Source organism: Rhodococcus sp. G6(2025) (assembly GCF_058628105.1).
In genome coordinates, this window is the sequence record NZ_CP179750.1 from 5,225,684 (window position 1) to 5,252,245 (window position 26,562).

30 protein-coding genes are annotated in these 26,562 nt (G+C 69.0%); 10 read left to right on the forward strand and 20 right to left on the reverse strand.

The annotated features are described in order from the left end of the window. Nucleotides 1-4: 4 nt before the first annotated feature. The 9 genes from ACLIVD_RS23985 to ACLIVD_RS24025 form a co-directional block, all read right to left on the reverse strand. Nucleotides 5-262, reverse strand: a complete 258-nt coding sequence (locus ACLIVD_RS23985) for a membrane protein (RefSeq protein ID WP_009473676.1) — start codon at nt 260-262, stop codon at nt 5-7. Next, the gene (gene hisH, locus ACLIVD_RS23990; protein WP_283352529.1) at nt 259-894 is read right to left on the reverse strand and encodes an imidazole glycerol phosphate synthase subunit HisH; all 636 of its coding nucleotides are present in this window, start codon (nt 892-894) and stop codon (nt 259-261) included. Before hisH ends, ACLIVD_RS23985 begins: the two co-directional genes overlap by 4 nt. Before the next feature lie 9 nt (nt 895-903). Then, nucleotides 904-2,085: an MFS transporter gene (locus tag ACLIVD_RS23995; RefSeq protein WP_477955452.1), complete on the reverse strand. Its 1,182-nt coding sequence runs from the start codon at nt 2,083-2,085 to the stop codon at nt 904-906. Further along, nucleotides 2,085-2,237, reverse strand: coding sequence for a hypothetical protein (locus tag ACLIVD_RS24000; protein WP_007297398.1), 153 nt, complete (start codon nt 2,235-2,237; stop codon nt 2,085-2,087). Before ACLIVD_RS24000 ends, ACLIVD_RS23995 begins: the two co-directional genes overlap by 1 nt. Before the next feature lie 13 nt (nt 2,238-2,250). Continuing rightward, nucleotides 2,251-2,865 carry an imidazoleglycerol-phosphate dehydratase HisB gene (gene hisB, locus ACLIVD_RS24005; RefSeq protein WP_005247522.1) on the reverse strand — a complete coding sequence of 205 codons (615 nt, stop codon included), beginning with the start codon at nt 2,863-2,865 and terminating at the stop codon, nt 2,251-2,253. Then, nucleotides 2,862-4,004: a histidinol-phosphate transaminase gene (locus tag ACLIVD_RS24010; RefSeq protein ID WP_283334302.1), complete on the reverse strand. Its 1,143-nt coding sequence runs from the start codon at nt 4,002-4,004 to the stop codon at nt 2,862-2,864. Before ACLIVD_RS24010 ends, hisB begins: the two co-directional genes overlap by 4 nt. After that, nucleotides 4,001-5,323: a histidinol dehydrogenase gene (gene hisD / locus ACLIVD_RS24015; RefSeq protein WP_491930763.1), complete on the reverse strand. Its 1,323-nt coding sequence runs from the start codon at nt 5,321-5,323 to the stop codon at nt 4,001-4,003. The genes ACLIVD_RS24010 and hisD overlap by 4 nt, the downstream gene beginning before the upstream one ends. Before the next feature lie 105 nt (nt 5,324-5,428). Continuing rightward, a complete protein-coding gene (locus ACLIVD_RS24020) occupies nt 5,429-6,490 on the reverse strand; it encodes a zinc-binding metallopeptidase family protein (protein ID WP_280782518.1) in 1,062 nt (353 codons plus the stop codon). Nucleotides 6,491-6,601: 111 nt separating this feature from the next. Next, nucleotides 6,602-8,545 (reverse strand): acyl-CoA dehydrogenase family protein, encoded by a 1,944-nt coding sequence (locus ACLIVD_RS24025; RefSeq protein WP_105413685.1) that lies wholly within the window; start codon nt 8,543-8,545, stop codon nt 6,602-6,604. A gap of 87 nt (nt 8,546-8,632) precedes the next feature. Between ACLIVD_RS24025 and ACLIVD_RS24030 the strand changes: the two genes are divergently transcribed. Both ACLIVD_RS24030 and ACLIVD_RS24035 read left to right on the forward strand, forming a co-directional pair. Continuing rightward, nucleotides 8,633-9,910 carry a glycoside hydrolase family 1 protein gene (locus ACLIVD_RS24030; RefSeq protein ID WP_491930764.1) on the forward strand — a complete coding sequence of 426 codons (1,278 nt, stop codon included), beginning with the start codon at nt 8,633-8,635 and terminating at the stop codon, nt 9,908-9,910. 37 nt (nt 9,911-9,947) lie between these two features. Beyond that, on the forward strand, nt 9,948-10,577 hold the full coding sequence (locus ACLIVD_RS24035) for a LysE family transporter (RefSeq protein WP_164062963.1): 630 nt from the start codon (nt 9,948-9,950) through the stop codon (nt 10,575-10,577). Nucleotides 10,578-10,628: 51 nt separating this feature from the next. Here ACLIVD_RS24035 and nadC read toward each other — a convergent pair whose 3' ends face one another. Genes nadC through nadA form a run of 3 tightly spaced genes read right to left on the reverse strand, consistent with a single transcriptional unit; the run spans nt 10,629 to nt 14,100 of the window. Then, nucleotides 10,629-11,498 carry a carboxylating nicotinate-nucleotide diphosphorylase gene (nadC, locus tag ACLIVD_RS24040; RefSeq protein ID WP_491930765.1) on the reverse strand — a complete coding sequence of 290 codons (870 nt, stop codon included), beginning with the start codon at nt 11,496-11,498 and terminating at the stop codon, nt 10,629-10,631. After that, a complete protein-coding gene (locus ACLIVD_RS24045) occupies nt 11,498-13,066 on the reverse strand; it encodes an L-aspartate oxidase (RefSeq protein ID WP_491930766.1) in 1,569 nt (522 codons plus the stop codon). Before ACLIVD_RS24045 ends, nadC begins: the two co-directional genes overlap by 1 nt. Next, nucleotides 13,063-14,100, reverse strand: a complete 1,038-nt coding sequence (gene nadA / locus ACLIVD_RS24050; RefSeq protein WP_005247541.1) for a quinolinate synthase NadA — start codon at nt 14,098-14,100, stop codon at nt 13,063-13,065. The genes ACLIVD_RS24045 and nadA overlap by 4 nt, the downstream gene beginning before the upstream one ends. 78 nt (nt 14,101-14,178) lie before the next feature. Here nadA and ACLIVD_RS24055 point away from each other — a divergent pair, with 78 nt between their 5' ends. After that, nucleotides 14,179-14,904, forward strand: a complete 726-nt coding sequence (locus ACLIVD_RS24055) for an NUDIX hydrolase (protein ID WP_491930767.1) — start codon at nt 14,179-14,181, stop codon at nt 14,902-14,904. A 19-nt stretch (nt 14,905-14,923) separates the two neighbouring features. On the opposite strand, the gene ACLIVD_RS24060 is transcribed toward ACLIVD_RS24055, so the two are convergent. After that, entirely contained in the window at nt 14,924-15,523 is a 600-nt protein-coding gene (locus tag ACLIVD_RS24060; RefSeq protein ID WP_491930768.1) for a TetR/AcrR family transcriptional regulator, read from the reverse strand. An 83-nt stretch (nt 15,524-15,606) separates the two neighbouring features. On the opposite strand from ACLIVD_RS24060, the gene ACLIVD_RS24065 reads away from it, so the two are divergent. Then, nucleotides 15,607-16,419: an SDR family NAD(P)-dependent oxidoreductase gene (locus ACLIVD_RS24065; protein ID WP_491930769.1), complete on the forward strand. Its 813-nt coding sequence runs from the start codon at nt 15,607-15,609 to the stop codon at nt 16,417-16,419. On the opposite strand, the gene ACLIVD_RS24070 is transcribed toward ACLIVD_RS24065, so the two are convergent. From ACLIVD_RS24070 to bioB, 3 genes are read right to left on the reverse strand one after another with little or no spacing between them, the layout of a single operon-like run. Beyond that, nucleotides 16,409-16,966: a DUF2567 domain-containing protein gene (locus ACLIVD_RS24070; protein WP_491930770.1), complete on the reverse strand. Its 558-nt coding sequence runs from the start codon at nt 16,964-16,966 to the stop codon at nt 16,409-16,411. The genes ACLIVD_RS24065 and ACLIVD_RS24070 overlap by 11 nt on opposite strands. 10 nt (nt 16,967-16,976) lie before the next feature. Beyond that, nucleotides 16,977-17,252, reverse strand: a complete 276-nt coding sequence (gene bsaP, locus ACLIVD_RS24075) for a biotin synthase auxiliary protein BsaP (protein WP_491930771.1) — start codon at nt 17,250-17,252, stop codon at nt 16,977-16,979. Beyond that, on the reverse strand, nt 17,249-18,262 hold the full coding sequence (bioB, locus tag ACLIVD_RS24080) for a biotin synthase BioB (protein WP_005260291.1): 1,014 nt from the start codon (nt 18,260-18,262) through the stop codon (nt 17,249-17,251). The genes bsaP and bioB overlap by 4 nt, the downstream gene beginning before the upstream one ends. Nucleotides 18,263-18,415: 153 nt before the next feature. On the opposite strand from bioB, the gene ACLIVD_RS24085 reads away from it, so the two are divergent. The 4 genes from ACLIVD_RS24085 (at nt 18,416) to ACLIVD_RS24100 (ending at nt 21,718) form a co-directional block, all read left to right on the forward strand. Continuing rightward, nucleotides 18,416-19,045 carry a TetR/AcrR family transcriptional regulator C-terminal domain-containing protein gene (locus ACLIVD_RS24085; protein WP_491930772.1) on the forward strand — a complete coding sequence of 210 codons (630 nt, stop codon included), beginning with the start codon at nt 18,416-18,418 and terminating at the stop codon, nt 19,043-19,045. A 77-nt stretch (nt 19,046-19,122) separates the two neighbouring features. Continuing rightward, nucleotides 19,123-20,253 (forward strand): lipase family protein, encoded by a 1,131-nt coding sequence (locus ACLIVD_RS24090; RefSeq protein WP_280782529.1) that lies wholly within the window; start codon nt 19,123-19,125, stop codon nt 20,251-20,253. A 59-nt stretch (nt 20,254-20,312) separates the two neighbouring features. Continuing rightward, on the forward strand, nt 20,313-21,050 hold the full coding sequence (locus ACLIVD_RS24095) for a FadR/GntR family transcriptional regulator (RefSeq protein ID WP_491930773.1): 738 nt from the start codon (nt 20,313-20,315) through the stop codon (nt 21,048-21,050). Continuing rightward, on the forward strand, nt 21,047-21,718 hold the full coding sequence (locus tag ACLIVD_RS24100; protein WP_491930774.1) for a sterol desaturase family protein: 672 nt from the start codon (nt 21,047-21,049) through the stop codon (nt 21,716-21,718). Before ACLIVD_RS24095 ends, ACLIVD_RS24100 begins: the two co-directional genes overlap by 4 nt. Before the next feature lie 61 nt (nt 21,719-21,779). Here ACLIVD_RS24100 and ACLIVD_RS24105 read toward each other — a convergent pair whose 3' ends face one another. From ACLIVD_RS24105 to ACLIVD_RS24120, 4 genes are read right to left on the reverse strand one after another with little or no spacing between them, the layout of a single operon-like run. Then, nucleotides 21,780-22,529, reverse strand: coding sequence for a succinate dehydrogenase/fumarate reductase iron-sulfur subunit (locus ACLIVD_RS24105; RefSeq protein WP_105413673.1), 750 nt, complete (start codon nt 22,527-22,529; stop codon nt 21,780-21,782). Nucleotide 22,530: 1 nt separating this feature from the next. Continuing rightward, nucleotides 22,531-24,465: a fumarate reductase/succinate dehydrogenase flavoprotein subunit gene (locus tag ACLIVD_RS24110; RefSeq protein WP_491930775.1), complete on the reverse strand. Its 1,935-nt coding sequence runs from the start codon at nt 24,463-24,465 to the stop codon at nt 22,531-22,533. A gap of 21 nt (nt 24,466-24,486) precedes the next feature. Beyond that, entirely contained in the window at nt 24,487-25,311 is an 825-nt protein-coding gene (gene sdhC, locus ACLIVD_RS24115; protein ID WP_491930776.1) for a succinate dehydrogenase subunit SdhC, read from the reverse strand. Then, the gene (locus ACLIVD_RS24120; protein ID WP_009473700.1) at nt 25,308-25,592 is read right to left on the reverse strand and encodes an Rv0250c family protein; all 285 of its coding nucleotides are present in this window, start codon (nt 25,590-25,592) and stop codon (nt 25,308-25,310) included. The genes sdhC and ACLIVD_RS24120 overlap by 4 nt, the downstream gene beginning before the upstream one ends. A gap of 173 nt (nt 25,593-25,765) precedes the next feature. On the opposite strand from ACLIVD_RS24120, the gene ACLIVD_RS24125 reads away from it, so the two are divergent. Both ACLIVD_RS24125 and ACLIVD_RS24130 read left to right on the forward strand, forming a co-directional pair. Beyond that, nucleotides 25,766-26,152, forward strand: a complete 387-nt coding sequence (locus tag ACLIVD_RS24125; RefSeq protein ID WP_280782534.1) for a VOC family protein — start codon at nt 25,766-25,768, stop codon at nt 26,150-26,152. A gap of 26 nt (nt 26,153-26,178) precedes the next feature. Further along, on the forward strand, nt 26,179-26,553 hold the full coding sequence (locus tag ACLIVD_RS24130; protein ID WP_491930777.1) for a VOC family protein: 375 nt from the start codon (nt 26,179-26,181) through the stop codon (nt 26,551-26,553). The last annotated feature ends 9 nt before the right edge of the window (nt 26,554-26,562 follow it).

Genomic DNA, 26,562 nt, shown 5'->3' on the forward strand with positions numbered 1-26,562 from the left:
TCGCTCAGCGGTCGGAACCCGGCTCCGGGTCCTCGGGATCGGGACCGTACGCGTTGCGGGTCATGCGTTTCGACACGAAGCCCATGGCCGCGATCGCACCTGCGACACCGAGCAGTCCGACGATCAGCCCGAGGACGGGGCCCGGTTTCACCACCAGAATGATGGCGGTGGCGAGTACCAGCACCGCGGTGGCGGCGCCCATCGCGTACACGGCGAGCCTGCCGATCGACAGGTCGCCGCGCCCGTCCCCGGGTTCGGTCACAGACTGCGCACCCAGTTCCGGAGCAGCTCCGCGCCCGCGTCACCGGACTTCTCGGGGTGGAACTGGGTGGCGGACAGCGCGCCGTTCTCGACGGCGGCGAGGAACTTGCCGCCGTGGTCGGCCCACGTCAGGGCGGGGGGCGCCAGCCGCTCCGGTGTCGGCATGTCCCAGGACTGGGCCGCGTACGAGTGGACGAAGTAGAACCGGGTGTCGGGATCGATGCCGGCGAACAGCGTGCTGTTGTCGGGGGCCTCGACCGTGTTCCATCCCATGTGCGGCAGCACGTCGGCCTGGAGCCGGTCGACGGTGCCGGGCCATTCGCCGCAGCCTTCCGCCTCGACGCCGAACTCGACTCCGCGTTCGAAGAGGATCTGCATGCCGACGCAGATCCCGAGGACCGGCCGTCCGCCGGCCAGACGCTGACCGATGATCCGCTCCCCGCGGACCGCGCGCAGTCCCTCCATGCACGCGGCGAAGGCGCCGACGCCGGGAACGACCAGACCGTCGGCCGCGAGTGCGACCTTGTGATCGGATGTGACCTCGACGCGCGCGCCGGTCCGGGCCAGAGCGCGGGTGGCCGAATGCAGGTTGCCGGAGCCGTAATCGAGGACGGCAATCGTGGAGACGGTCATGACACAACCTTATCCGGCGGCTGCACGACGCCCGAGGGCGCGGCCGACGATCATCCCGGCGGCCGGGACCACCGCGACGGCCGTCGCCGCGACCGCGAACACCCAGGAGTACCCGGCCGCCGACGCGACAGCTCCGAGCGCCAGGGAACCGAAACCGGTTCCGGCGTCGAACCCGATGTTCCATCCGGCGCTCGCCGAGCCGAATCGGGCCGGTCCCGCGGCGGTGAAGATCATGACGAGGGATTCGTTCTGCACCGCCCCGAATCCGAATCCGAAGGCCAGGGCCGCGCACACCAGCAGCGGCACCGGCGCACTCGTCGCCGCCGCGACGGCGAACAGCACCAGACCGAGGCATACGAACGTCAGGGCGGGAACCAGGGCGCGGCCCACCCCCAGCCGGTCGGAGAACGATCCCGCGGCGTATCGCCCGATCAGCGTCGCACCGCTCGAGACGGCGAGGGTCACCCCGGCGAGCGAGGCCCGCTCCGAGATCGCGATGGGCAGCAGGCTGGACAGGCCGCCGAACGCGGCCGCGGAGATCGCGATCGCGAGCCACGGCGTGAGTAGGACGGCGAGCGGGATGCGGCCCTGCGACGTGCGATCCGCGGGGGCGTGGATCGCGGGGAGGCGCGTGATCGCGAGCACCGCGAAGGCGGGAATGAGGGCGCCGATCACGAAGACGGGGGTCGCGGACCAGTGCTGCATGATCGCGAGCCCCGCGGGCAGCCCGACCATCTGCGCGGCGGCCACCGCGATTCCCTGCGCACCCGTCGCCCGGCCGAGCACCTCGCGGGGAACGAGTTCGGCGACCAGCGCACTACTGGCGACGGTGAGCATGCCGAAGCCCGATCCCCGGACGGCAGACACGGCCAGCACCGGGATCGCCTCGGTCGACAGGAGGAGGAGCAGCGACGGCGGCCCGAGCAGCATGCAGCCGGCGGCGAGCACCCAGCGATGCCCCCACCTGCGCAGGAGCCGGGGCACACCGAGTTGGGTGATCACGGTCGCGGCCATGAACACGGCCGTCACGCTGCCGGCGAGCGTGTCGGAGCCACCGGACAGCGAGACGATCAGCGGCACCACGGGCAGCAGCACCGCCCAGCCGCCGAACGCCGCCGCGCCCATCACCATCGCGGCGGGCATGCCGCGGGTGCGGAGCAGGCCGCGGCGCGGCTCCACTGCGACGGGCACTACATCAACCTGAGAACGCCTGCCACGGCTGCCAGCACCGCCAGTGCCAGCAGCACGCCCGAGGCCAGTTTGTTGAACTTCCACATGGAGTACGCCCCGCCCGCCGCGATCCCCGCGGCGATGAACAGGACGTAGACGAGGACGACACTCACGAATGCGCCCGGATCACAGGCTGCCCTTGGTGGACGGCACACCCGTGACGCGGGGATCCGGTTCGACCGCCTCGCGTAGTGCGCGGGCGACGGCCTTGAACTCGGCCTCGGTGATGTGGTGCTGATCGCGTCCGTAGAGCACCCGCACGTGCAGGGCGATTCGCGCGTTGAGCGCGATCGACTCGAACACGTGCCGGTTGATCACCGTCGCGTACGGCACGCCCGGGTAGCCGCCGATGACGGCGTGCAGCAGGTGTTCGGGTTCGCCGGTGTGGACGCAGTACGGACGACCGGACACGTCGACCGATGCGTGGGCGAGCGTCTCGTCCATGGGGATGAACGCGTCACCGAACCGGCGGATGCCCTTCTTGTCGCCGAGCGCCTGACCGAGCGCCTGGCCGAGCACGATCGACGTGTCCTCCACCGTGTGGTGCGCCTCGATCTCGATGTCGCCCTTCGCGTGGACGGTGAGGTCGAAACTCGCGTGGGAGCCGAGCGCGGTCAGCATGTGATCGAAGAACGGGACCCCGGTGGAGACGTCGACGATGCCGGTGCCGTCGAGGTTCAGTTCGACGGTGATGCTGGATTCCTTGGTGGTGCGCTCCACGCGGGCGATGCGGTCGGTCATCCTCGGTCTCCTGAGCTGGTGAGTTCGGTGGCGGCGATCTCGTCGCTCGCCACGATGAAGGCGTCGTTCTCGGAGGCCAGACCGACGGTGGCGCGCAGGTAACCGGGGATGCCGACGTCCCGGATGAGCACTCCGCGGTCGAGGTAGGCCTGCCAGGCGTGGGCACTGTCGGTGAATTCACCGAACAGGATGAAGTTCGCGTCGCTGGGGATGACGCTAAACCCCGCGTCCTCCAATGCCTTCGACACCCGCACCCGCTCCGTGGCGAGCGCGTGCACGCTGGCGAGCGTCTCGTTCGCGTGCCGCAGCGCCGCGCGGGCAGCGGCCTGCGTGACCACCGACAGGTGATACGGCAGCCGGACCAGGAGCAGCGCCTCGATGAATGCCGGTGCGGCCGCGAGGTATCCGAGCCGGCCACCGGCGAACGCGAACGCCTTGCTCATCGTCCGCGACACCACCAGCTTCGACGGGTACTCGTCGATCAACGTCAGAGCGCTGGGCGCGTCGGAGAATTCGGCGTACGCCTCGTCGACGATCACGATGCCCGGTGCGGCGTCGAGGACCCGGCGCAGTTCCGCGATGCCGACGCTGTGCCCGGTCGGGTTGTTGGGACTGGTGACGAACACGACGTCGGGCCTGCGCTCGGTGATCGCCGCGGTCGCGGCGTCCACGTCGAGCGCGAAGTCGGCGCGCCGGAAGATCGGCAGCCACTCGGTCTCGGTGCCGTCCGCGATGATCGGGTGCATCGAATACGACGGCACGAAGCCCATCGCGCTGCGACCGGGACCGCCGAACGCCTGCAGCAGCTGCTGCAGGATCTCGTTGGACCCGTTGGCCGCCCACACGTTGTCGACCGTCACCGGCACCCCCGTCTGGCGGACGAGGTACGCGGCGAGGTCGGTGCGCAGTGCCACCGCATCACGATCCGGGTAGCGGTGCAGTTCCCGCGCGGCCTCCCGCACGGACTCGGCGACGTCGTCGACGAGCGCCTTCGTGGGCGGGTGCGGGTTCTCGTTGGTGTTCAGCTGAACCGGGACGGTCAGCTGCGGCGCCCCGTACGCCGACTTGCCACGCAGATTCTCCCGGATCGGCAGGGCGTCCACCCCGATCGACGAACCCGGCACATTCGCCGCGGTCACCGCAGCGCCTCGAACCGCAGCCGCACGGCCTCACCGTGCGCGGGCAGGTCCTCGGCGTTCGCGAGGGTGATGACGTGGCCGGAGACCTCCTTCAGCGCCGATTCGGAGTAGTCGACCACGTGGATGCCGCGCAGGAACGTCTGCACGCTCAGACCCGAGGAGTGCCGGGCGCAGCCCGCGGTGGGCAGGACGTGGTTGGACCCGGCGCAGTAGTCGCCGAGGCTGACCGGCGCCCACGGGCCGACGAACACCGCGCCCGCACTGGTCACCTTCGCGGCGACGGCGGTGGCGTTCTCGGTCTGGATCTCGAGGTGCTCGGCGGCGTATGCGTTGACCACCCGCAGCCCGGCTTCGACGTCGGAGACCAGGACGGTGCCCGACTGCGTGCCGGACAGCGCGGCGGTGACGCGCTCCTTGTGCTTGGTGATCTCGAGCTGCGCGGCCAGCGCCGTGTCGACGGCGTCGGCGAGTTCGACGCTGGATGTGACGAGCACGCTCGCGGCCATCACGTCGTGCTCGGCCTGGCTGATCATGTCCGCGGCGACGTGTACCGGGTCGGCCGTGTGGTCGGCGAGGATCGCGATCTCGGTGGGGCCCGCCTCGGCGTCGATGCCGACGAGGCCGCGGCAGAGGCGCTTGGCGGCGGTGACGTAGATGTTGCCGGGGCCGGTGATGAGGTCGACGGGGGCGAGTTCGGCGCCGTTCGTGTCGCTGCCGCCGTAGGTGAGGAGGGCGACGGCCTGACCGCCACCGACGGCCCACACCTCGTCGACGCCGAGCAGGGCGGCCGCGGCGAGGATGGTCGGGTGCGGCAGACCACCGAACTCGGACTGCGGCGGCGACGCCACCACGAGGGACCGGACACCGGCGGCCTGCGCCGGGACCACGTTCATCACGACGCTGGACGGGTAGACGGCGTTGCCGCCGGGGACGTACAGCCCGACGCGGTCGACGGGCACCCACCGTTCGGTGACGGTGCCGCCCGGGACGACCTCGGTGGTGGTGTCGGTGCGGCGCTGGTCGGCGTGGACCTTGCGGGTGCGTTCGATCGCGACCTCGAGGGCGGCGCGGACGGCCGGATCGAGTTCGCCGAGCGCGCGGTCCAACTCGGGCTGCGGCACCCGCACCTGCGCGGGACGGACGCCGTCGAACTTCTCGCTGAACTCGAGCGCCGCGTCGGCGCCGCGCTCCCGGACCGCCTCGACGACGGGGCGAACCTGATGCAGGACCGCGTCCACATCCACTCCACCTCGAGGAAGTGCGGCGCGAAGTTCGGCCGTGGAAGGGGTACGACCACGAAGGTCGGTGCGGGCGAGCATGAGAGGTCCTCTCTGCGACTGTCGGGACACGGTGTCTCGGACGAGCGGACTGTTCGCGGAGAACAGGGCTCGACACCGATTATCCAGGATAGGCGCACCCCATTTTCACCGGTCGCCGGCCGACCGGGTTTCCGCCGGCACCGGTGCCGGCTCGTCCCACACCGGGGCGGGCTGGATCAGCGAGTGGATGAACCGCATCTTCTCCAGCACCGCGGCCGGAAGCACGAACGGATACAGGTCGTGGTGGCCCATCGACCTGTTCATCTGGTTGAGCGCCCACGACAGCGGCAGCCACCAGTCGATGATCTGGTCGAACCCCACGTCACCACTGAGTTCACTGCTCGTCGTCGCTCCGGCGGGCGCCATCGCGAAGGCTGCCGCCGTGTCGAGGGCATCGCGGATGTGCAGGTAGTGCGCGAAGGTCTCCGCCCAGTCCTCGGCGGGGTGCATCGTGGCGTAGGACGACACATAGAGTCGGCCCCAGCCCTTCGGCGCACCCTCGCGGTAGTGGCGTTTCAGCGCGGCCTGGTAGTCCTGGTCCGGATCCCCGAACAGTTCCTCGAACCGGGCGCGCTCGGCGTCGCCCCGGATCAGCATCACCTGGTAGTAGTGCCCGATCTCGTGCCGGAAATGGCCGACGAGCGTGCGATAGGGCTCGTCCATCTCGACGCGCAGCTGTTCCCGGTGCACGTCGTCGCCCTCGGCCAGGTCGAGGGTGATCACCCCGCCGGCGTGCCCGGTCACCACCCGGGTCCGTGCGCTCGACAGCAGGTCGAAGGCCAGCCCGGTGCCCGGGTCCTCGAACTTGGGGACGATCGGGAGACCGAGCTCGTCGAGTTCGAGAACGACCCGCCTCTTGTTGGTCTCGGCGGTCGCGAACGCGGCCATGCCCTCGTCGTCACCGTCCGCGGGACGCGTCCGCGTCAACCGGCACGACGTGCACAGGCTCTGGACGTCGTCGTTCCGGACGAGCCAGTTGCACTTCGCCGTGCCGGCATTCGCGCACCGCACCCAGGTTTCGCCGTCCACCTCCGCCCGGTCGGCGCCGTCGAGGACGACGATGGACCGGCTCGGCAGGTGGAATCCCAGGGCGCTGTCACATTTCAGGCAGAGACTGTTCTCGAACGACAGTCGTTGGCCGCATTTGCGACACATGAAGCTACGCACTGGTGTTCCCTCGGCTCGTCCCGCCCGCGTCCGAGAACGCAGGCGGGTGCCACGCTGGTGTGCGCGTCTCCTCGGAGGGTACCGCCGAGCCGGGGCGCCGAACCCGAGGGCCTAGAGGCGGGTGGAGTGCAGGAACCTCCTCGCCAGGTTTTCCTCGGTGGAGGCGCCGGGGGTCCACTCGGTGATCCACGGACCGGTGCCTTCGCTGGGGTCGACCACTCCCCGCTCCAGCCACGCATATCGTCCCTCGAGGATCGAGTGCGCGACCTGCTTGTCCACGTCGTCGGTGTTGTGCCACAGACCGTCGAACAGTTTCTCGACCCGCAGCGCCGCCTGCCGGCAGAACACGTCGGCGAGTTCGTAGGCGGCCGCACCCTCGGCCTCGTTCTCCTCGCGCTGCATCTCCGCCTTGACGCACGTGGCGGACATCGCGAACAGTTCGGCGCCGATGTCCACGACCCGGCCGAGGAAGCCCTGCTGCTTCTCCAGCGCCGCCTGCCACCGGGCCATCCCGTAGAACGTGGAGCGGGCCAGCTTGCGGGAGTGCCGTTCGACGAACCGCAGGTGCTTGGCCAGGACGCCGAATTCGCTGTATGACGTCGGCACCTGCCCCTTGCCTGCCACGAGTTGCGGCAGCCACTTCGCGTAGAAACCGCTCGCCTTGGCGGCCGCGCGGGCCTTCGCACCGGTGTCGGCGTGCGGGTCCGCGAGATCGCCCGCCGCCGTGAGGTGCGCGTCCACCGCCTCGCGCGCGACCAGCAGCCGCATGATCTCGCTCGAGCCCTCGAAGATCCGGTTGATGCGCAGGTCGCGGTCCAGCTGCTCCACCGGCACCGCGCGTTCACCGCGGGCGGCCAGCGACGCCGCCGTCTCGTACCCGCGACCGCCGCGGACCTGGATCAGCTCGTCGGAGATGACGCAGGCCATCTCGGACGACCACAACTTGGCGAGCGCCGCCTCGATCCGGATGTCGTTGCGACCCTCGTCGTTCATCTGCGCCGACAGGTCCACCACGGCCTCGAGGGCATAGGTGGTCGCGGCCATGAACGACAGTTTGTTGGCGACGGCAGTGTGCTCGGCGATCGGCTTGCCCCACTGGACGCGGACGCCCGACCATTCGCGGGCGATCTTCAGCGACCACTTCCCGGCCCCGGCGCACATCGCCGGAATCGCCAGCCTGCCGGCGTTGAGGGTGGTGAGCGCGATCTTGAGTCCGTCACCTTCCCGGCCGATCAGGTTCTCGGCGGGAACGCGGACCTTGTACATGCGGGTGACGCCGTTCTCGATCCCCCGCAGTCCCATGAACGCGTTGCGCCGTTCGACGGTGATGCCCGGGGTGTCGGCCTCGACGACGAAGGCGGAGATGCCGCCGCGGTGGCCTTCGCTCTTGGGTACCCGCGCCATGACGACGAGCAGTTCGGCGACGACGCCGTTGGTCGTCCACAGCTTCACGCCGTCGAGCTCGTAGGCGGCACCGCCCTCGATGGGGGTCGCGGAGGACGCCAGCCGCGCGGGGTCGGAACCGACGTCGGGTTCGGTGAGGAGGAAGGCGGAGATGGCGCCGCGGGCGCAGCGCGGCAGGAACTCGCGCTTCTGCTCGGGGGTGCCGGCCAGCTTGAGCGGTTCGGGGACGCCGATCGATTGATGCGCGGACAGCAGGGCGCCCAGGCTCGGATGCACCGAGGCGACGAGCATCAAGGCCCGGTTGTACGCGACTTGCGAGAGTCCGAGGCCGCCGTACTCCTCCGAGATCTTCAGGCCGAAGCACCCGAGGTCGGCGAGACCGCGGACGTATTCGTCGGGAATGCGCGACTGGGACTCGATGACGCTGCCGTCCATCTCCTCGCAGTAGGCGCGGAGGCGAATGAGGAATTCCTCGGCCTTGGCGGCGTCCTCGGTGGCCGGGCGGGGGAAGGGATGAACCAGATCCAGCCGGAACCGTCCCAGAAACAGTTCTTTCGCGAAGGAGGGTTTGTCCCAGCCGGATTCCCTCGCCTCCTCCGCGACCGCTCGTGCTTCTTCCTCGGTGACCTTCGGAGCTGAGGTATCGACCATGACGCGCCTCCTACTGGCGGGTAGTCCTACTCACCAGTATCACTCAATCGGCGCACTCGGGACAGCGTTTCCGCTACTCTTCGGCCGATGCGGACTCCCTCGCGACTCCTGGGCGCCGGCGCGGTTCTCCTGTGCTTGCTGGCGCCCGCGACCGCGGCGCACGCCGCCCCTCTCCCCGACGACTTCCTGTGGGGCGTGGCGACGTCCGGGTTCCAATCGGAGGGTTCCTCACCCGACAGCAACTGGCGGCGGTATTCCGACTCCGGACGGACCCACGACGCGATCGGCAACTCGGTCGACTTCCGTCACCGGTACACCGAGGACATCGCCCGCGCCGCGGACCTGGGTGTCGACGTCTTCCGGTTCGGCGTCGAATGGGCCCGCCTGCAGCCCGCCCCGGGCGTGTGGGACGAGACCGAACTGCGGTACTACGACGACGTCGTCCACGAGATCACCAGCCGCGGCATGACCCCGATGATCACCCTCGACCACTGGGTGTATCCGGGGTGGGTCGCCGATCAGGGCGGCTGGGCCGACCCGGACACCGTCGACGACTGGCTCGCGAACGCGCAGAAAGTGATCGAGCGCTATTCCGGTCTCGGTGCGCTCTGGATCACGATCAACGAACCGACCGTGTACGTGCAGAAGGAGCTGACGTTCGGTGGCATCACCCCCGACCGGGCCCCGCAGATGCTCGACCGGCTCGTCGAGGTCCACCGCCGCGCCTACGACCTGGTCCACGAGAACGACCCCGGCGCCCGGGTGAGCAGCAACCTCGCATACGTCCCGGCCGCCATGGACGCGCTCGACGCCACCTTCGTCGACCGGATCCGCGACAAGCTCGACTTCCTCGGCGTCGACTACTACTACGGCCTCTCCCCCGACAACCTCACCGCGGCACATGCGGTCACCGACGCCTTCTACGACATCAGCCCCCAACCGGACGGCATCTACCACGCCCTGATGCGGTACACCGGAAAATTTCCGGGACTACCGCTGTACGTTGTGGAGAACGGCATGCCCACCGACGACGGGACACCGCGCCCGGACGGCTACACCCGGTCCGATCATCTCCGCGATCACGTCTACTGGCTGGAGCGGGCACGCGCGGACGGCGCCCCGGTGATCGGATACAACTACTGGTCGATCACCGACAACTACGAGTGGGGCACGTACCGTCCCCGGTTCGGCCTGTTCACCGTCGACGCGCTGACCGATCCCACCCTCACCCGCCGACCGACCGATGCGGTGACCACCTACCGGGACCTCGTCGCGAACGGGCTCCCGCCCGGCTACGGACCCGAACGCCCTGCCGCACTCTGTTCCCTCGTGAATCCGCCCCTCAGCTGCACCGATCCCCCGTAGAACGGGTGCCGCCCGGGGCGCGACGTACCATCACCTGGTGTCGTGGCAGATGTGGTGTGCAGTGCTCGGGGCCTCGTGCGTGATCAGTCTGTCCCCGGGGGCCGGCGCGATCGCGTCGATGGCCACGGGGATGCGGTTCGGGTTGCGTCGGGGCTATTGGAACATCGCGGGTCTCCAGCTGGGGTTGCTGCTGCAGATCGCGGTGGTCGCCGCCGGACTCGGGGCGCTGCTCGCGAACTCGACACTCGCGTTCACGGTGATCAAGTGGTTCGGCGTCGCGTACCTGGTGTATCTCGGCATCCGCCAGTGGCGGGCGAGTGCGACCGACGTGTCCGGCGTCGATGGCGAGGTCGCCGAGACCAGCGGTCCCGCGATGACCCTGCGCGGCTTCCTGGTCAATGCCAGCAACCCGAAGGCCGTCGTCTTCATGCTCGCGGTGCTCCCACAGTTCATCACCCCGTCGGCGCCCCTGCTCCCCCAGTACCTGATCATCGCCGCCACCATGATCGCGGTCGATGTCGTCGTCATGACCGGCTACACCGGGCTGGCGTCGAAGGTCCTGCGGCTGATGCGGTCACCACGCCAGCAGCGCGCGACCAACCGGACGTTCTCCGGATTGTTCTTCGTCGCGGCCACGTTCCTGGCGACGGTGCGCCGCGCCGTCTGACCCGTGAGTACTTATCAACCGCGGGCGGTTGATAAGTACTCACGGGTGGGGTCACATGTCGAGGCCGAGATCCAGCACGGTGACGGAATGGGTGAGCGCACCGACCGCGAGGTAGTCGACTCCGGTTCCGGCGTACTCGGCCGCGACGTCCAGCGTGAGACCGCCCGACGACTCCAGCTTGGTGCCGGGGGCGTTCGCGTCACGGCGTTGCACGGCGATCTGCGTCTGCCAGAGCGGGAAGTTGTCGAGCAGCACCAGTTCGACGTTCTCGGCCAGCACCTCGTCGAGTTGCTCGAGGCTGTCGACCTCCACCTCGCACTCGATGTCCGGTGCCGCCGCGCGCACCGCCCGCAGCGCCGCCACCACCGAACCGGCGGCCGCGACGTGGTTGTCCTTGATCAGTGCCGCGTCGCCGAGCCCCATGCGGTGATTGACGCCGCCGCCCACCCGGACGGCGTACTTCTGCAGGCCGCGCAGTCCCGGCAGCGTCTTGCGACTGTCGCGGATCTTCGCGCCGGTGCCCTCGACCGCGTCCACCCAGGCGGACGTCGCCGTGGCGATGCCGGACAGGTGGCACACCAGATTGAGCATCGTCCGCTCCGCGGTGAGCAAACCCTGCGTGGGCGCGGTGACCGTCAGCACGGCCTGGCCGGGCGCGACCCGGGCACCGTCGGCGACCCGGTCGAGAATCTGGTAGCGGCCCGCCCCGATCACCTCGTCGAGCACCAGCAGTCCCACGTCGAGGCCGGCGACGGTGCCGTGCGCACGGGAGACCACGGACGCCTTGGCCACCGCGTCGGCCGGGACCGTGGACGACGACGTCACGTCCGGTCCGTACCGCAGGTCCTCGTCCAGGGCGAGACGCACGAGCGCACGCACCTCGTCCGCGTCCAGACCGTCGGGAAGGACATGGTCGGACATCACAGCACTCCTGTCAGTTGGGGTTCGAGAAGCTCGAGTTCGCCGTCGCGCAGACGCACGTGCGTGCTGCGGCGCCACTCGTCGGACGTCTGCGGGTAGTCGCTGCGGGTGTGGCATCCACGACTTTCGGTCCGCGCCGCGGCGGCGAGTACCAGTGCGGACGCCGTCAGGGTCAGCGCGGCGTCTTCGAGCGCGGTCTCACCCTCGGGCACCGTGCGCGTCGCGCCGGCGAGGGCGGCGGCCACCGCCTCGAGTCCGGTGCCGTCCCGGACGACGGAGGCGTTGGCGGTCATCAACTGCTGCACCAGTTCCCGCGGTGCGGACGGCCGGGCACGCCGCTCGGGGTCGGTTGCCTCGACGCGGAGGCCGGCGCGTTCGACGGCCGCGGCGCCGACCCGCTCGCCGACCACCAGGCCTTCGAGGAGACTGTTGGAGGCCAGCCGGTTCGCTCCGTGCAGCCCGGTGCGGGCCACCTCGCCCGCCGCGTAGAGGCCGGGGACGGCGGTGCGTCCGTCGACGTCGGTGACCACTCCGCCGCACGCGTAGTGCGCGGCGGGCGCGACCGGGATCAGCTGTTCGCGCGGGTCGATCCCGGCGTCCAGGCACGAGGCCGTCACGGTCGGGAACCGCTGCGCGAAGCCGGACAGGTGACGCGCGTCGAGGTAGACGTGGTCGTGACCCAGTTCCCGAAGCCTCGACGCGATCGCCCGCGACACGACGTCGCGGGGGGCGAGGTCGCCGCGCGGATGCACACCCGCGGTCACCGATTCGCCGTTGGCGTCGACGAGGATCGCCCCCTCGCCGCGGACGGCCTCGCTGATCAGCGGACGCCGTCCGAGACCGCCGGGGGTGAACAGGACGGTCGGGTGGAACTGCACGAACTCGAGATCGGCGACGGCCGCGCCTGCGTCCAGCGCGAGAGCGACGCCGTCGGCGGTGGCTCCGGGCGGATTGGTGCTGCAGGCGTACAGCTGCCCGAGTCCGCCGGTGGCCAGGAGGACGGCCGGTGTGTGAACGACGCCGAGTCCGCGCGGCGAATCCACGAGCACGCCGGTGACGCCGCGCGCATCGGTGAGTACCCGTACGGCGCAACTGTCGAACAGGACCGGAAGCCCGGCGGCACCCAGGGCGCGCTGCACCTCGGCGCCCGTGGCGTCCCCGCCGGCGTGAATGATCCGCCGGGTGCTGTGCCCGCCCTCGCGGGTGCGCGAGACGGCGCCGTCGCGGCCGCGGTCGAACACCGCGCCCAGGTCGGTCAACGCGGCCACGGCATCACGGCCGCCCGCGACGATCGACCGCACGGCGTCCTCGTCGCACAGGCCCACCCCGGCCTCGCACGTGTCGGCGACATGCGAGTCCACCGAATCGGTGACGGCGTCACCCACCACCGCGATACCGCCCTGCGCATACTGCGTCGCCGTGTCCGTCGCCCCGCCCTTGCTGACGGTGAGCACGGTCAGTCCGCGCAGCGAGGCGGTGCGGGCGGCCGTCAGTCCGGCCACCCCACCGCCCACGACCACGAGGTCGGCGTGCTCTTCCCAGGAAATCCCCCGGGCCGGGCTGCTCACTCGCCGCCGCCCGGGTTTCCGATCTCGATCATGCGCTGCACCGACTTGCGGGCACGCTCCGCGGTCGCGAGATCGACGTGAACCTCGTCCTTGCCCTCGAGCAGGCAGCGGAGCAGGGCCGCGGGGGTGATCATCTTCATGTACGGGCAGGACGCGCGGTCGTTGACGGCCTGGAAGTCGACCTCCGGTGCGGCCTTGCGCAGCTGGTGCAGCATTCCGACCTCGGTGGCCACGAGAACCTGCTTGGCCCCGGTCGCGCGGGCGGCGTCGAGCATCCCGCCCGTCGACAGGATCTTCACCTTGTCCTCGGGCACGAACCCTTCACCGGCCAGGTAGAGAGCCGAGGTGGCGCAGCCGCATTCGGGGTGCACGAACAGTTCGGCACCGGGGTGCGCCTTGGCCTGTGCGGTGAGCTCGTCGCCGTTGATGCCGGCGTGGACGTGGCACTCACCCGCCCAGATCTGCATGTTCTTGCGGCCGGTGACGCGCTTGACGTGTGCGCCGAGGAACTGGTCGGGAAGGAACAGGACCTCACGGTCGGGGTCGATCGACGCGACCACGTCGACGGCGTTGGACGACGTGCAGCAGATGTCCGTCAGACCCTTCACCTCGGCGGTCGTGTTGACGTACGACACGACGACGGCGTCGGGGAACTCCGCCTTCCACTCACGCAGCTGATCGGCGTTGATCGAGTCGGCCAGCGAGCAGCCGGCGCGCTCGTCCGGGATCAGCACCGTCTTGGCGGGGCTGAGGATCTTCGCGGTCTCGGCCATGAAGTGCACGCCGCAGAACACGATGGTGTCCTCGGGGGCCTCGGCCGCGATGCGCGAGAGCGCGAGGGAGTCGCCGACGTGGTCGGCCACGTCCTGGATGGCGGGCAACTGATAGTTGTGCGCGAGGAGGGTCGCTCCCCGCTCACGCGCCAGCCGTTTGATCTCGGCAGCCCACTCTTCGCTCGCCTCGACGCCCGCGTAACCGCCGGGACCGTCCTGAATCTGCGGGTTGGTACCCGCCCACAACGTCGTGGTCGTCATGGCTTGCTCCTTCACCGTGAACTCGGGCGGGCTGGCCCGAATTTCCGCAATCGAGGTTTTCGACTTAGGATCGAAAACATGCCCAATAGTAACACCACGCATGAAGTGCTTACCGCGGTGTTCCAGGTTCGCCACTTCCCGGACCACATCACCGCAGGTCAAGGCGGTGATGCGCGTCACGCCGGTGAGCTCGCCGTGCTGCTGTGGCAACGGGCCCTCGATCCGCAGGCGGGCGCCTGGTCCCTGCCCGGCGGACTGCTCCGCGAGGACGAGGACCTCACCACATCCGCGCGACGCCAGCTGGCCGAGAAGGTGGACGTGCAGGAGGTCTCCCACCTCGAGCAGCTGTCGGTGTTCAGCGACCCCCATCGCGTGCCCGGCCCGCGCACCATCGCGTCGACCTTCCTCGGACTCGTCCCCCTTCCCGCCGACCCGCAGCTGCCGCCGGACACCGCGTGGCACCCGGTGTCCGCGCTCCCCGAGATGGCGTTCGACCACGGCACCGTCGTCCGGCACGCCCGGACCCGCCTCGCCGCCAAGCTCTCCTACACCAACATCGCGTTCGGCTTGGCCCCCGACGAGTTCTCCATGTCGACGCTGCGCGAGATCTACTGCGCCGCACTCGGGTACCAGGTGGATGCGACCAACCTCCAGCGCGTCCTCGGGCGACGTGGAGTGCTGACTCCCACCGGGAACACGGCGCCGTCGGGCCGTACCGGTGGGCGCCCGGCCGCGCTCTACCGGTTCACCGACTCCACGCTGCGGGTGACGGACGAGTTCGCGGCGCTTCGACCGCCGAGCTGACCCTGCGCGTCAGGCGGCCTCACGCCTGGGCGAGACCCCGCCAGAACGTGTCCGACGCGGCGGTGACGACTTCGTCCACCGGCGCGCCGTCGAGCATTCCGCCGGCGGCGAGGGTGGCGATCCCGTGGAACGTCGCGAACGCGACGAGGGCGATGCGCGAAGCGTCCCCGGGTCCGATGTCGCCCGCGGCCTGGGCTTCGGCGACGATCCGGACCGTCAGGTCCATCGAGGCGTGGCCGGCCTCCACGACCCGGGAGGCGGCTCCGGGCGCGTGCTTGTTGCCGTACATCAGGGCCAGCAACTCCCGGTGTGCGAGTGCGAAGCTCACGTAGGCGCCGGCGAGCGCGGCGAAGCGGGCCCGGGCGTGCGGTTCCGCCTCCTCGACCGCGAGTTCGAGGGCGGCCGTGAGGCGCAGGAAACCGGACTCCGCGAGTGCGTCGAGCAGCGCCTGTCGGTCGCGGAAGTGCTTGCTGGGTGCGGCGTGGCTGACCCCGGCCTCGCGGGCGAGTTGCCGCAGGGAGAGTCCGTCGACGCCGTCCTTCTCGAGCGTGCTCTCGGCGCGCGCGAGCAGCACCCGGCGAAGACTCCCGTGGTGGTAGGGCTGTTCGGCGACGGGCATGCCGCCAGCCTAGCAAAATGTTGTCATTGACTACATAGATGGCAGTGACTACATTCGAAGGACACCCACCGCCAGGAGCAGACATGTCCTTCGACGTATCCGGAACCACCGTCCTCATCACCGGCGCCAGCGCGGGCCTCGGTGTCGAATTCGCTCGCCGGTTCGCCGGACGGGGTGCAGATCTCGTCCTCGTCGCCCGCCGCGCCGACCGGCTCGAACAACTCGCCACCGAACTCCGCGCCGCGCACCACGTGTCGGTCACCGTGCTCCCGTTCGACCTCGCGACACCAGGCGCCGGGGAGCGGTTGCGCCGCGAACTCACCGCCCGCGACATCCGCGTCGACTCACTGATCAACAACGCGGGATTCGGGACGCACGGAGATTTCGCGTCCGCCGACCTCGAGCGCCTCACCTCCGAGATCCAACTCAACGTCACCACCCTCGTCGAGCTGTCGCACGCGTTCCTGCCCGACCTGCTCCGGGGACGCGGCGCACTCGTGAACGTGGCGAGCACCGCCGCGTTCCAGCCGACTCCCGGCATGGCCGTCTACGGGGCGACCAAGGCGTTCGTCCTCAATTTCACGGAGGCGTTGTGGGCCGAGGCGCGAGGCACCGGCCTCACCGTGCTCGCCGTCTGCCCGGGCCCCACCCGCACCGAGTTCTTCGACGTCGTCGGCTCCGAGGACGCCGCCGTCGGCCGGATGCAGACCGCGGATCAGGTGGTGTCGACAGCCCTGCGCGCCCTGGACCGGCGCAGCACCCCGCCGAGCGTCGTCTCCGGGCTGATGAACTGGGTGTCGTCGGTCAGCACCCGATTCGCGACTCGCCGCATCGGCGCTCTCGCCAGCGGGCGCCTCCTCGGGGACGTGCGGATGCGGACGTCGGTCACGAGGTAAGCGTCGCGTCGCGCTCTTCCGGCTCGTCGAGTTCGACCGCGGGACCACTGACGCCGAGATCGTCGTACGGATTGAGCGCGGCGAGCACCAACGTCACGACGCAGGCGACGAGGGGCTGGAAGATCAGCACCAGCAAGGTCCCGATCCCTGGCGCGACCGCCACGACCGTGCCGGCGGTCGAGGTGTCGGGGTCGGGAAAACGCAGCGCCGCCACGCCGATTCCACCCAGCGCCATCACACCGGCCCCGACCACACTGCCCGCGAGAACCGCACCCAGCGCCACCGGGCCGCGACTTCTCCGCGCCGTCCACGCCGCGACCGCGGTGAGGATCCCGACCACCAGGCCCGCGCACGCGAACATCCCGATCGCATCGAACCGGTGCACGCTCTCCCCTGTCAGCGACACCCCGCGGTCGGGGGCGACGACCAGCAGGTGCTCGGGCGGTGCGAGGACTCCCCACAGCACCCCGGCGAGCGCGCTCGCCACCACCGTCCCGCAGAAGATTCCGGCGGCAGATCGAAGCCTGAAGCGCGGGAGCGTGGTCACCCGTCCGACGCTACCGCCGTCCGCCGTAGATCGAGTCGAACACACCGTGGCGGGAACATTTCGCCCACCAGCCGTCCGGGCTGATCTGCACCACCATCCGGCGGCCGCACGCCTCGCAGAAGCGGGGCGGCTCCAGCCCCAACTGCGCGGCGGTGGGCACGGCGTCGTCCACACCGGCCACCACGCGGCGGCCGGTGTACGGGTTGTAGCGCTCCTCGGGGGCGTCGACCCGGCCCTCGAGGCCGTCGGGGCAGTCGCCCATGGTCGCCTCTGCCATGATCGTCACAGGGTGTCGTTCAGGGCCTTGATCGGCATCTGCAGATCGACGAGCAGGTCGAGATCCTGTTCGGCCGGGCGGCCGAGGGTCGTGAGGTAGTTGCCGACGATGACGGCGTTGATGCCGCCGAGGATGCCCTGCTTGGCCCCGAGGTCGCCGAGCGTGATCTCGCGCCCGCCCGCGAAGCGGAGGATGGTGCGGGGCAGCGCGAGGCGGAACGCGGCCACCGACTTGAGGGCCTCGCTCGCGGGCAGGACCTCGAGGTCGCCGAACGGGGTTCCGGGACGCGGGTTGAGGAAGTTCAGCGGCACCTCGTCGGGTTCGAGTTCGGCGAGGTTGGCCGCGAACTCGGCGCGCTGCTCGAGGCTCTCCCCCATGCCGAGGATGCCGCCGCAGCACACCTCCATGCCCGCCTCGCGCACCATGCGGAGGGTGTTCCAGCGCTCGTCCCACGTGTGGGTGGTGACGACGTTCGGGAAGTGGGACTTCGACGTCTCCAGGTTGTGGTTGTAGCGGTGCACACCCATCGCGGCGAGCTGGTCGACCTGCTCCTGGGTGAGCATGCCCAGCGAGCAGGCGATCTGGATGTCGACCTCGTTGCGGATCGCCTCGATGCCGGCAGCGACCTGGGCGAGCAGCCGCTCGTCGGGGCCGCGGACGGCGGCGACGATGCAGAATTCGCTGGCGCCGGACTTGGCGGTCTGCTTCGCAGCCTCCACGAGCGACGGAATGTCGAGCCACGCCGCACGCACCGGCGACTGGAACAGGCCGGACTGCGAGCAGAAGTGGCAGTCCTCGGGGCAGCCGCCGGTTTTGAGGCTGATGATGCCCTCGACCTCGACCTCGGGACCGCACCACTTCATGCGCACGTCGTGCGCGAGGGCGAGCAGTTCCTCGAGCCGATCGTCGGGAAGTTGCAGGACCTCGAGCACCTGACTCTCGTTCAGCGCGTCACCGCGCTCGAGAACCTGCTCACGCGCGAGGGCGAGGATGTCTGTCTGTACCGGGGCCGATGTCACACGTATCTCCTGGAAAACGGGCCGATCACGTGCCGTGAATCGACGGAACCGAAAAATTGAACACCGTACAAGTTGAACGGTGTTCACGTTAGATCCGTGGTGGAATACTGTCAAAGCCGGGCGGGCTTTTCGACGAGATTGGGAGATCACACAGTGCAGTTGCGACGCGGCGACGTACTCGACGGCGCAATGGCCATCCTCGACGAGTTCGGCCTCGCCGACCTCACGATGCGGAGGCTCGCGACGGCTCTCGGCGTGCAGCCGGGCGCCCTGTACTGGCATTTCCCCAACAAGCAGACCCTGCTCGGGGCGCTCGCCGACAAGATTCTCGAAGACGTCGACGCCCCGGTCACGGCCCCCGGCTGGGACGCGGAATTCACCGAACTGGCCCATCGACTCCGCACCGCACTGCTCGCTCACCGCGACGGCGCCGAACTGGTCTCCGCCACGTACGCGTCGCGCATGACCAACTCCCGGGTCCGGGAAAGCTTCGCAGCAGTCGGCCTGCGATCCGGACTGTCCCGCGAACACGCGGAACTGTCGTCGTTCTCGCTGCTGTACTACGTCCTCGGCCACACGGTCGACGAGCAGTCGCGGGCGCAGATGGAGTCGGCAGGCGCCCTCACCCGGGCCGCCCTCTCCCCCGACGCCCCACAGTCTCCGATCGCGGCGTACGACGAGGACCTCCTCGACGGCGATCCGGCGGTCCGGTTCGACTTCGGCCTGTCGCTGTTCGTCGACGGAATTCGCGCACGCTTGAAAGACTCCGCCCACCGCCCCTGAGCGCGCACAATTGAGTCGACGCCGCGTCGGCCACTCGAGGACCGCGCGGCGCCTCCGACGGCCCAGGGACGGACGCGATGACGTCTTCACTCGGCCGCCGCACCGGAACGGTTCTCGCGGCGGCACTCGCACTGTCGCTCCTCGGCGCGCCCACCCCCTCGGCGGCACAGACCGCAGGCGGCGATCCGGGTGCGGTCGTCGCCGCGACGCCGGTGGCACCGGACGCGCGGCCGCCGGGCGTCGCCGACGCCACGTACGTCACCTACTGGACGACGGGGCCGATGGACGAACCCGCGCTCAGCACCGGCGCGGTTCTCCTGCCCCCCGGTGCGGCGCCACCCGGCGGGTGGCCCGTCGTGTCCTGGGCCCACGGCACGGTCGGTATCGCCGACAAGTGTGCGCCGACGGTGACGGGAAAACTCGTCGGACCGTACGTCCAGCACTGGCTCGACCAGGGATACGCCGTCGTCGCAACGGATTACGTCGGCCTCGGCACACCGGGTGTGCACCCGTACCTGGACGGCCCGACGGAGGCGCACAGCGTGATCGACATGGTGCGCGCGGCGCGGACCGTCACGCCGTCCCTGTCGAACCGGTGGGTCGCCCTCGGTCAGTCGCAAGGCGGCCATGCCGCTCTCGTCGCCGCGTCGATGGCCACCACGTACGCACCCGAACTCGACTTCCGCGGCACCGTCGCCACCGGCGCCCCGTCCAATCTGGAGAATCTCGCGCCGCTCGTCGGCCCGGGTTTCCCGGACGTGCCCCTCACCGGGAGCACGGTGTTCGTGGCGTACGCGCTCGCCGGATTGCGGGCGTCGCGGCCCGACCTCGACGTCGACAGCTACCTCACACCGCTCGGCGTCGACGTCCTGAATCGCGTCGAATCGCTCTGCTACGAGGAGGCGGCCCCGCAACTCGACGGCATCTCGATCGGCCAGTTGATGTCCCGTCCCCTCGACGACCCGGTGGTGCTGGCAGCGCTACGCACCACGCTGGGCGTGCCCGTGCGGGGCTACGACCGGCCGCTGTTCATCGGGCAGGGCCTGTTCGACGACGTCGTCCCGATTCCTCTTGCCTGGAAACTGACGGCGGACCTCGCCGCGAACGGGCAGCAGTTCGTGTTCCGGACGTATCCGACCGGCCATCTCTACACCATGCCCGCCTCCCTGCCCGACACCAGCGCGTTCGTCCGAAGCCTGTTCGGCTAGCAAAATTCACTGGTAAGACCACTTGACCTCTTACCTATTGCCGCCCTAGTGTCGTGGTCATGATGTTCGAGCCGATCGCGCGGAAATCCGCCTCCACCGAAGTCTTCGACCAGATCACCGCGCGTGTGCTGGGCGGCGACCTCGCCGCCGGTGACGCCCTGCCGAGCGAACGACGCCTGGCCGAAGCCTTCGGGGTGTCCCGGCCCGCGGTCCGGGAAGCGATCCAGAAGCTGGCCCAGGCCGGACTCGTCGACGTCCGGCAGGGCGACGCCACCTCGGTCCGCGACTTCCGCCAGCACGGCGGGCCCGAACTGCTGTCCCAGCTGCTCGTCCGCGATGGCATCCCCGATTGGGCGGTGGTGCGCAGCGTTCTCGAGGCCCGGCGGATGATCGGCGTGCAGGTCGCCCGGCTCGCCGCCGGCCGGGCCACCGACGAGTCGGGTGCCGCTCTCCGCGACGCCGTGGATCGTCTCGCCTCCGACAGCGACCCGGTCGCGCAGCAGGTCGGCGCCCTGGCCTTCTGGGAGCGTGTTGTCGACACGGCCGATTCAATCGCATTCCGGCTCATCTTCAACAGCCTCCGCAACGCGTACGAACCGACCATGACGGCGATGGCCGCAGTCATGGTCGCGGAAGTCGGACGCACCGACCTATACCACCAGCTGGCCGAGGCGATCACCGCCCACGACGAAGTCGCCGCGGCACAGACCGCCACCACACTCCTCGACCTCGGCACGGCCGCCGTCACGGCCGTGATCGACGCACTGCACCAGAACGATTCGGAGAAGGACACATGACCACGAAACCTTCCGCAGATCGCCGCCAACGCAGGTCGATCGCCCTCCGCGACGCCGCAGACCAGTTCCGCCGACACCCGTCCCCGTGGATGATCGGCGGCATGCTGGTCGCCGCGGTGGCCGCCCGCCTGATCGTCGGCGACTGGCAGCCGACCGACGCCGTGCTTCCGCTGGTGATGCTGGCCGTGTTCCCGTTCGCCGAATGGGTCATCCACGTCTGCATCCTGCACTGGAAACCCCGAAAAGTCCTGGGCCTGACCGTCGATTCGCTGCTCGCCCGGAAGCATCGCGAGCATCACGTCGACCCCCGGGACGTACCGCTGGTCTTCATCCCGTGGCAGACACTGACGTGGCTGATTCCCGTTCTCGTGGCCCTCTCGCTGCTCGCGTTCCCGCGCATCGGACTCGGACTGACGTTCCTGGTGGTGCTGAGCATTCTGGGCGTCCTCTACGAATGGACGCACTACCTCATCCACAGCGACTACAAGCCGAACTCCCGCCTGTACCGTGCGATCTGGCGCAACCACCGCCATCACCACTACAAGAACGAGCACTACTGGTTCACCGTCACCACCTCGGGAACCGCCGACCGGATCCTGGGCACCGACCCGGACCCCGAATCGGTCGAGAAGTCGCCCACCGCACGCAACCTCCACGCCGTGCGCTGACGCACCCGTGAGTACTTATCAACGTCGGGCGGTTAATAAGTACTCACGGGTGCCGGAGGCGCTAACCGCGGCGAAAGAGCTTGTTGCCCAACCAGACGATGGGGTCGTACCGTCGATCGACCACCCGCTCCTTCATCGGAATGATGGCGTTGTCGGTGATCTTTATCCCCTCGGGGCACACCTCGGTGCAGCACTTGGTGATGTTGCAGAGCCCGAGGCCGAACTCTTCCTGCGCCGCGTCACGACGGTCGGCCGTGTCGAGTGGATGCATCTCCAGTTCGGCGACGCGGATGAAGAAGCGGGGGCCGGAGAACGCCGGCTTGTTGTCGTCGTGGTCACGGATGACGTGACAGGTGTTCTGGCAGAGGAAGCACTCGATGCACTTGCGGAATTCCTGCGACCGTTCGACGTCGACCTGCTGCATCCGATACTCGCCCGGCCCGAGCCCCGGGGGCGGGGTGAACGACGGGATCTCCCGCGCCTTCGCATAGTTGAACGACACGTCGGTGACGAGATCCCGGATGACCGGGAACGCCCGCAACGGCGTGACCGTCACCACCTCGTCTTCCGTGAACGTCGACATCCGCGTCATGCACAGCAGCCGTGGCTGGCCGTTGATCTCCGCGGAACACGATCCGCATTTGCCCGCCTTGCAGTTCCATCGCACCGCCAGGTCCGGGGTCTGCGTCGCCTGCAACCGGTGGATGATGTCGAGCACCACCTCACCTTCGTTGACGGGAATGGAGTAGTCCTGGAGGGCGCCGCCGTCCGCGTCGCCGCGCCAGACCCGGAACTGCGCGTCGTAACCCATCTCAGGCCTTCCTTCCCGGGTGTCCCGCGAGTTCGGCGTCGGTGTAGTACTTGGCGAGTTCGTCGATGTCGAAGAGCTCCAACAGCTCTGCGCGCATCGGGAGCTGGAGCTCGCGGGTGACGGTGACGTCCGGCACCACCGAATCGGGATGTGCGGACATGTCGCCGACCACGCTGCACACCAGCAGGGTGTTGCGCCACTCCGCCTCCATGCTCGGGTGGTCGTCGCGGGTGTGCCCGCCGCGACTTTCCGTGCGCAGCAGCGCCGCCTGAGCCACGCATTCGCTGACCAGCACCATGTTCCGCAGGTCGACGGCGAGGTGCCATCCCGGGTTGAACTGGCGGTGCCCCTCCACCTCCACGCCCCCGATGCGGCCCTTGATCTCGGTGAGCTTCTCCAGGGCACGGACGATCTCGTCTTCCTTCCGGATGATGCCGACGAGGTCGTTCATGGTCTGCTGCAGTTCGGTGTGCAGCGTGTACGGGTTCTCGGTGGTGCCACCCTCCCCGACCGCGGGATCGAACGGCGACAACAACATTCGCGCCGCCGCATCGACGGCGTCCGCGGACACGACCGGCCGGTCCTGCAGCGACTTCACGTACTCCGCCGCCCCCAGTCCGGCGCGGCGCCCGAACACCAGGAGGTCGGACAACGAGTTGCCGCCGAGCCGGTTGGAACCGTGCATCCCGCCCGAGCACTCCCCCGCGGCGAACAGCCCCGCGACGCTGGACGATCCGCTGTCGGGGTCGACTTCGATGCCCCCCATCACGTAGTGGCAGGTGGGGCCGACCTCCATCTGCTCCTTGGTGATGTCGACGTCGGCGAGTTCCTTGAACTGGTGGTACATCGAGGGCAGCCGCCGAACGATCTCGTCGGCGGGCATCCGTGAGGCGATGTCGAGGTACACGCCGCCGTGCGGGGTCTGCCGTCCGGCCTTGACCTCGGAGTTGATCGCCCGGGCCACCTCGTCGCGGGGCAGGAGATCCGGTGTGCGGCGGTTGTTGTCGGAATCCTTGTACCAGCCGTCGGCCTCTTCCTCGGTCTCCGCGTACTGCCCTTTGAAGACCGGCGGGATGTACGAGAACATGAACCGCTCGCCCTCGGAGTTCTTCAGGACCCCGCCGTCACCGCGGACGCCTTCCGTCACGAGGATGCCCTTGACGCTGGGCGGCCACACCATGCCGGTGGGGTGGAACTGCACGAACTCCATGTTGATGAGGTTGGCGCCTGCACGCAGGGCGAGGGCGTGACCGTCGCCGGTGTACTCCCACGAGTTCGACGTCACTTTGAACGACTTGCCGATCCCGCCGGTGGCCATCACGACGGCGGGGGCCTCGAACAGGACGAAACGTCCACTCTCGCGCCAGTATCCGAACGCACCCGAGATCCGGTCGCCGTCCTTGGTCAGCTCGGAGATGGTGCACTCGGCGAAGATCTTGATCCGGGCCTCGTAGTCTCCGGTGGCGGCGAAATCCTCCTGCTGCAGCGACACGATCTTTTGCTGCATGGTGCGGATCAGTTCGAGCCCGGTGCGGTCACCGACGTGGGCGAGCCGCGGATACGTGTGACCGCCGAAGTTACGCTGGCTGATCCGGCCGTCGGGGGTCCGGTCGAACAGGGCCCCGTACGTCTCGAGTTCCCACACCCGGTCGGGAGCCTCGCGGGCGTGCAGTTCGGCCATTCGCCAGTTGTTGAGGAACTTGCCGCCGCGCATCGTGTCCTGGAAATGGGTCTGCCACGTGTCCTTCTCGTTGGCGTTTCCCATCGCGGCGGCGCAGCCACCCTCCGCCATGACCGTGTGCGCCTTGCCGAACAGCGACTTGCAGACGACGGCGACGGACAGGCCCTGTTCCCGGGCCTCGATGACCGCTCGCAGTCCGGCGCCGCCGGCACCGATGACCACGACGTCGTACTGGTGCCGTTCGACTTCCGTCATTCCACTCCCTCTTCGATGAAGTCAGTTGATGAGGCGCAGGTCGGAGATGGTCCCGCTGGCCACGAGCATCACGTAGAAGTCGGTGACGATCAGTGTGGCGAGGGTGGTCCAGGCGAGCTGCATGTGCCGGGTGTTCAGTGTGCTGACCCAGGTCCAGAGCCGGTACCGGATCGGGTGCTGGGAGAAGTGGGTGAGCCTGCCGCCCATGACGTGCCTGCAGGAATGGCAGGAGACGGTGTACGCCCAGAGCAGGATCACGTTGCAGACCATGATGAGTGTGCCGAGCCCGATTCCGAATCCGCCGTCGGCGCCGTGGAACGCGCGGATCGCGTCGTACGTGTTGATCAGCGAGACGACGAGTGCGACGTAGAAGAAGTAGCGGTGTGCGTTCTGGACGATCAGCGGCAGGCGCGTCTCACCCGTGTAGGTGCTATGGGGTTCCGCGACCGCGCACGCGGGCGGCGAGAACCACACCGACCGGTAGTAGGCCTTGCGGTAGTAGTAGCAGGTGAGCCGGAAGCCGAGCAGGAACGGCAGCACCAGGAACCCGAGCGGGATGATCATCGGCAACTCGCCGATGGGTGTCCCGAAGTCGCTCGAACCGGGCACACACGAATCGCTCAGGCACGGCGAGTAGAACGGCGTCAGGTAGTGGTAGTCCTCGACGAAGTACGCGGTGCGGACCCACGAGCGGACCGATGCGTACACCACGAAGACGGACAGGCCGAGCACCGTCAGCAGCGGGGCCAGCCACCACCGGTCGGTGCGGAGCGTGCGTTCCGCGATCCGGGCACGCGTCGGCGCCCCCACACCGGCACTTTCGGAATCCTTCGGCGGCGCGCTCATCCGCGCTCGTAGTGGAGCCCGCCCAGCCCCTCGTCATCGATACCGAGCCACATCGACGCGTCGTACGGGGTGTCCGACACCTTGATTCGCTCCACCGGTTCGCGGTGGACGACGTTCGGTGGCGAAGAGTCGAGTTCCCGCGCGTCGATCTCGAGCCGCTCCAGATCGTTGCTCAGTCGCCGCACGGATGCGGCGTCGCCGTACATCGATCGCAACGAACCGACAGCGCGCCGAAGGCGGTCGATGGTGCGATTCAATTCGAGCATTTCGGAGGTCGACATGTGACCCCTCCCAACCCAGCCGGATGTAGCCGTGACATGAATCACACTACCGATATTCGGAGGGGACGGTGCCGCTTTCGGAACCTCGGAAACTCCGTTGCGATGAATTTCGCGGGGCGGCCGAGTCCATATCTGCAGGACCACCGAAAACGCACACCCACCGGGAGGACATCATGGCCGACGCCACGATCGGAAGCATCCTGCTCGCGAGCACTCACCCCGACCGACTGCGGGACTGGTACACCGCCGCGTTCTCGCCGAAGGTCGAACGCACCCCCGGCGAACCGGGCTACGACGTCCTCGACTTCGACGGCTTCTACATCATGCTCGACCGGCGCGACGACGTCGGCGACACCAATCCCGAACCCGGCCGCGTACTCCTCAACGTCGAGGTCACCGACGCCCGCGCCGCAGCACACCGGATCGACGAACTCGGTGCGACGTGGTTGTCCCCGCTCGAGGATCGTGACGGCAGCTGGTTCGGCACTGCCGTGGACCCCGACGGCAACTACGTCCAGATCATCCAGCTCAGCGCGCAGGCGCGGGCCGAGATGTCCTGACCGACAGCACGGAAAAGAGAACAGTCATGTTGAGCAATGCGCGAGGATTCAGCGGTTTCGCCGTCGACGACATCGCCGCGGCCCAGTCCTTCTACACCGACACCCTGGGCCTCGAGGTCACCGAGGAGGAGATGGGACTACTGGGCCTGCATCTCCCGAAGGGGCCGGTGGTGCTGATCTATCCCAAGCCCGACCACACGCCGGCGACGTTCACCATCCTGAACTTCGCCGTGGACGACGTCGAGAAGGCCGTCGACGCGCTCACCGAACGTGGGGTCCGGTTCCTGCGGTACGACGGTTTCGATCAGGACGACAAGGGGATTATGCGCGGCAACGGTCCCGACATCGCGTGGTTCACCGACCCCGCGGGCAACGTGCTGTCGGTGCTCGCCGAATCCTGACCGCCCCAG

Excerpts from the sequence above, each read along its gene's own strand:
- ACLIVD_RS24060 (WP_491930768.1), bottom strand. The coding sequence starts at position 15,523 with ATGCCCGTCGCCGAACAGCCCTACCACCACGGGAGTCTTCGCCGGGTG.
- ACLIVD_RS24105 (WP_105413673.1), bottom strand. The coding sequence starts at position 22,529 with ATGGGTTACGACGCGCAGTTCCGGGTCTGGCGCGGCGACGCGGACGGC.
- ACLIVD_RS24025 (WP_105413685.1), bottom strand. The coding sequence starts at position 8,545 with ATGGTCGATACCTCAGCTCCGAAGGTCACCGAGGAAGAAGCACGAGCG.
- sdhC (WP_491930776.1), bottom strand. The coding sequence starts at position 25,311 with ATGAGCGCGCCGCCGAAGGATTCCGAAAGTGCCGGTGTGGGGGCGCCG.
- ACLIVD_RS24095 (WP_491930773.1), top strand. The coding sequence starts at position 20,313 with ATGATGTTCGAGCCGATCGCGCGGAAATCCGCCTCCACCGAAGTCTTC.
- ACLIVD_RS24125 (WP_280782534.1), top strand. The coding sequence starts at position 25,766 with ATGGCCGACGCCACGATCGGAAGCATCCTGCTCGCGAGCACTCACCCC.
- nadA (WP_005247541.1), bottom strand. The coding sequence starts at position 14,100 with ATGACGACCACGACGTTGTGGGCGGGTACCAACCCGCAGATTCAGGAC.
- ACLIVD_RS24030 (WP_491930764.1), top strand. The coding sequence starts at position 8,633 with ATGCGGACTCCCTCGCGACTCCTGGGCGCCGGCGCGGTTCTCCTGTGC.
- ACLIVD_RS24055 (WP_491930767.1), top strand. The coding sequence starts at position 14,179 with ATGCCCAATAGTAACACCACGCATGAAGTGCTTACCGCGGTGTTCCAG.
- hisH (WP_283352529.1), bottom strand. The coding sequence starts at position 894 with ATGACCGTCTCCACGATTGCCGTCCTCGATTACGGCTCCGGCAACCTG.
- hisD (WP_491930763.1), bottom strand. The coding sequence starts at position 5,323 with ATGCTCGCCCGCACCGACCTTCGTGGTCGTACCCCTTCCACGGCCGAA.
- ACLIVD_RS24100 (WP_491930774.1), top strand. The coding sequence starts at position 21,047 with ATGACCACGAAACCTTCCGCAGATCGCCGCCAACGCAGGTCGATCGCC.
- nadC (WP_491930765.1), bottom strand. The coding sequence starts at position 11,498 with ATGTCCGACCATGTCCTTCCCGACGGTCTGGACGCGGACGAGGTGCGT.
- ACLIVD_RS24130 (WP_491930777.1), top strand. The coding sequence starts at position 26,179 with ATGTTGAGCAATGCGCGAGGATTCAGCGGTTTCGCCGTCGACGACATC.
- ACLIVD_RS24120 (WP_009473700.1), bottom strand. The coding sequence starts at position 25,592 with ATGTCGACCTCCGAAATGCTCGAATTGAATCGCACCATCGACCGCCTT.
- ACLIVD_RS24065 (WP_491930769.1), top strand. The coding sequence starts at position 15,607 with ATGTCCTTCGACGTATCCGGAACCACCGTCCTCATCACCGGCGCCAGC.
- hisB (WP_005247522.1), bottom strand. The coding sequence starts at position 2,865 with ATGACCGACCGCATCGCCCGCGTGGAGCGCACCACCAAGGAATCCAGC.
- ACLIVD_RS24110 (WP_491930775.1), bottom strand. The coding sequence starts at position 24,465 with ATGACGGAAGTCGAACGGCACCAGTACGACGTCGTGGTCATCGGTGCC.
- ACLIVD_RS24090 (WP_280782529.1), top strand. The coding sequence starts at position 19,123 with ATGACGTCTTCACTCGGCCGCCGCACCGGAACGGTTCTCGCGGCGGCA.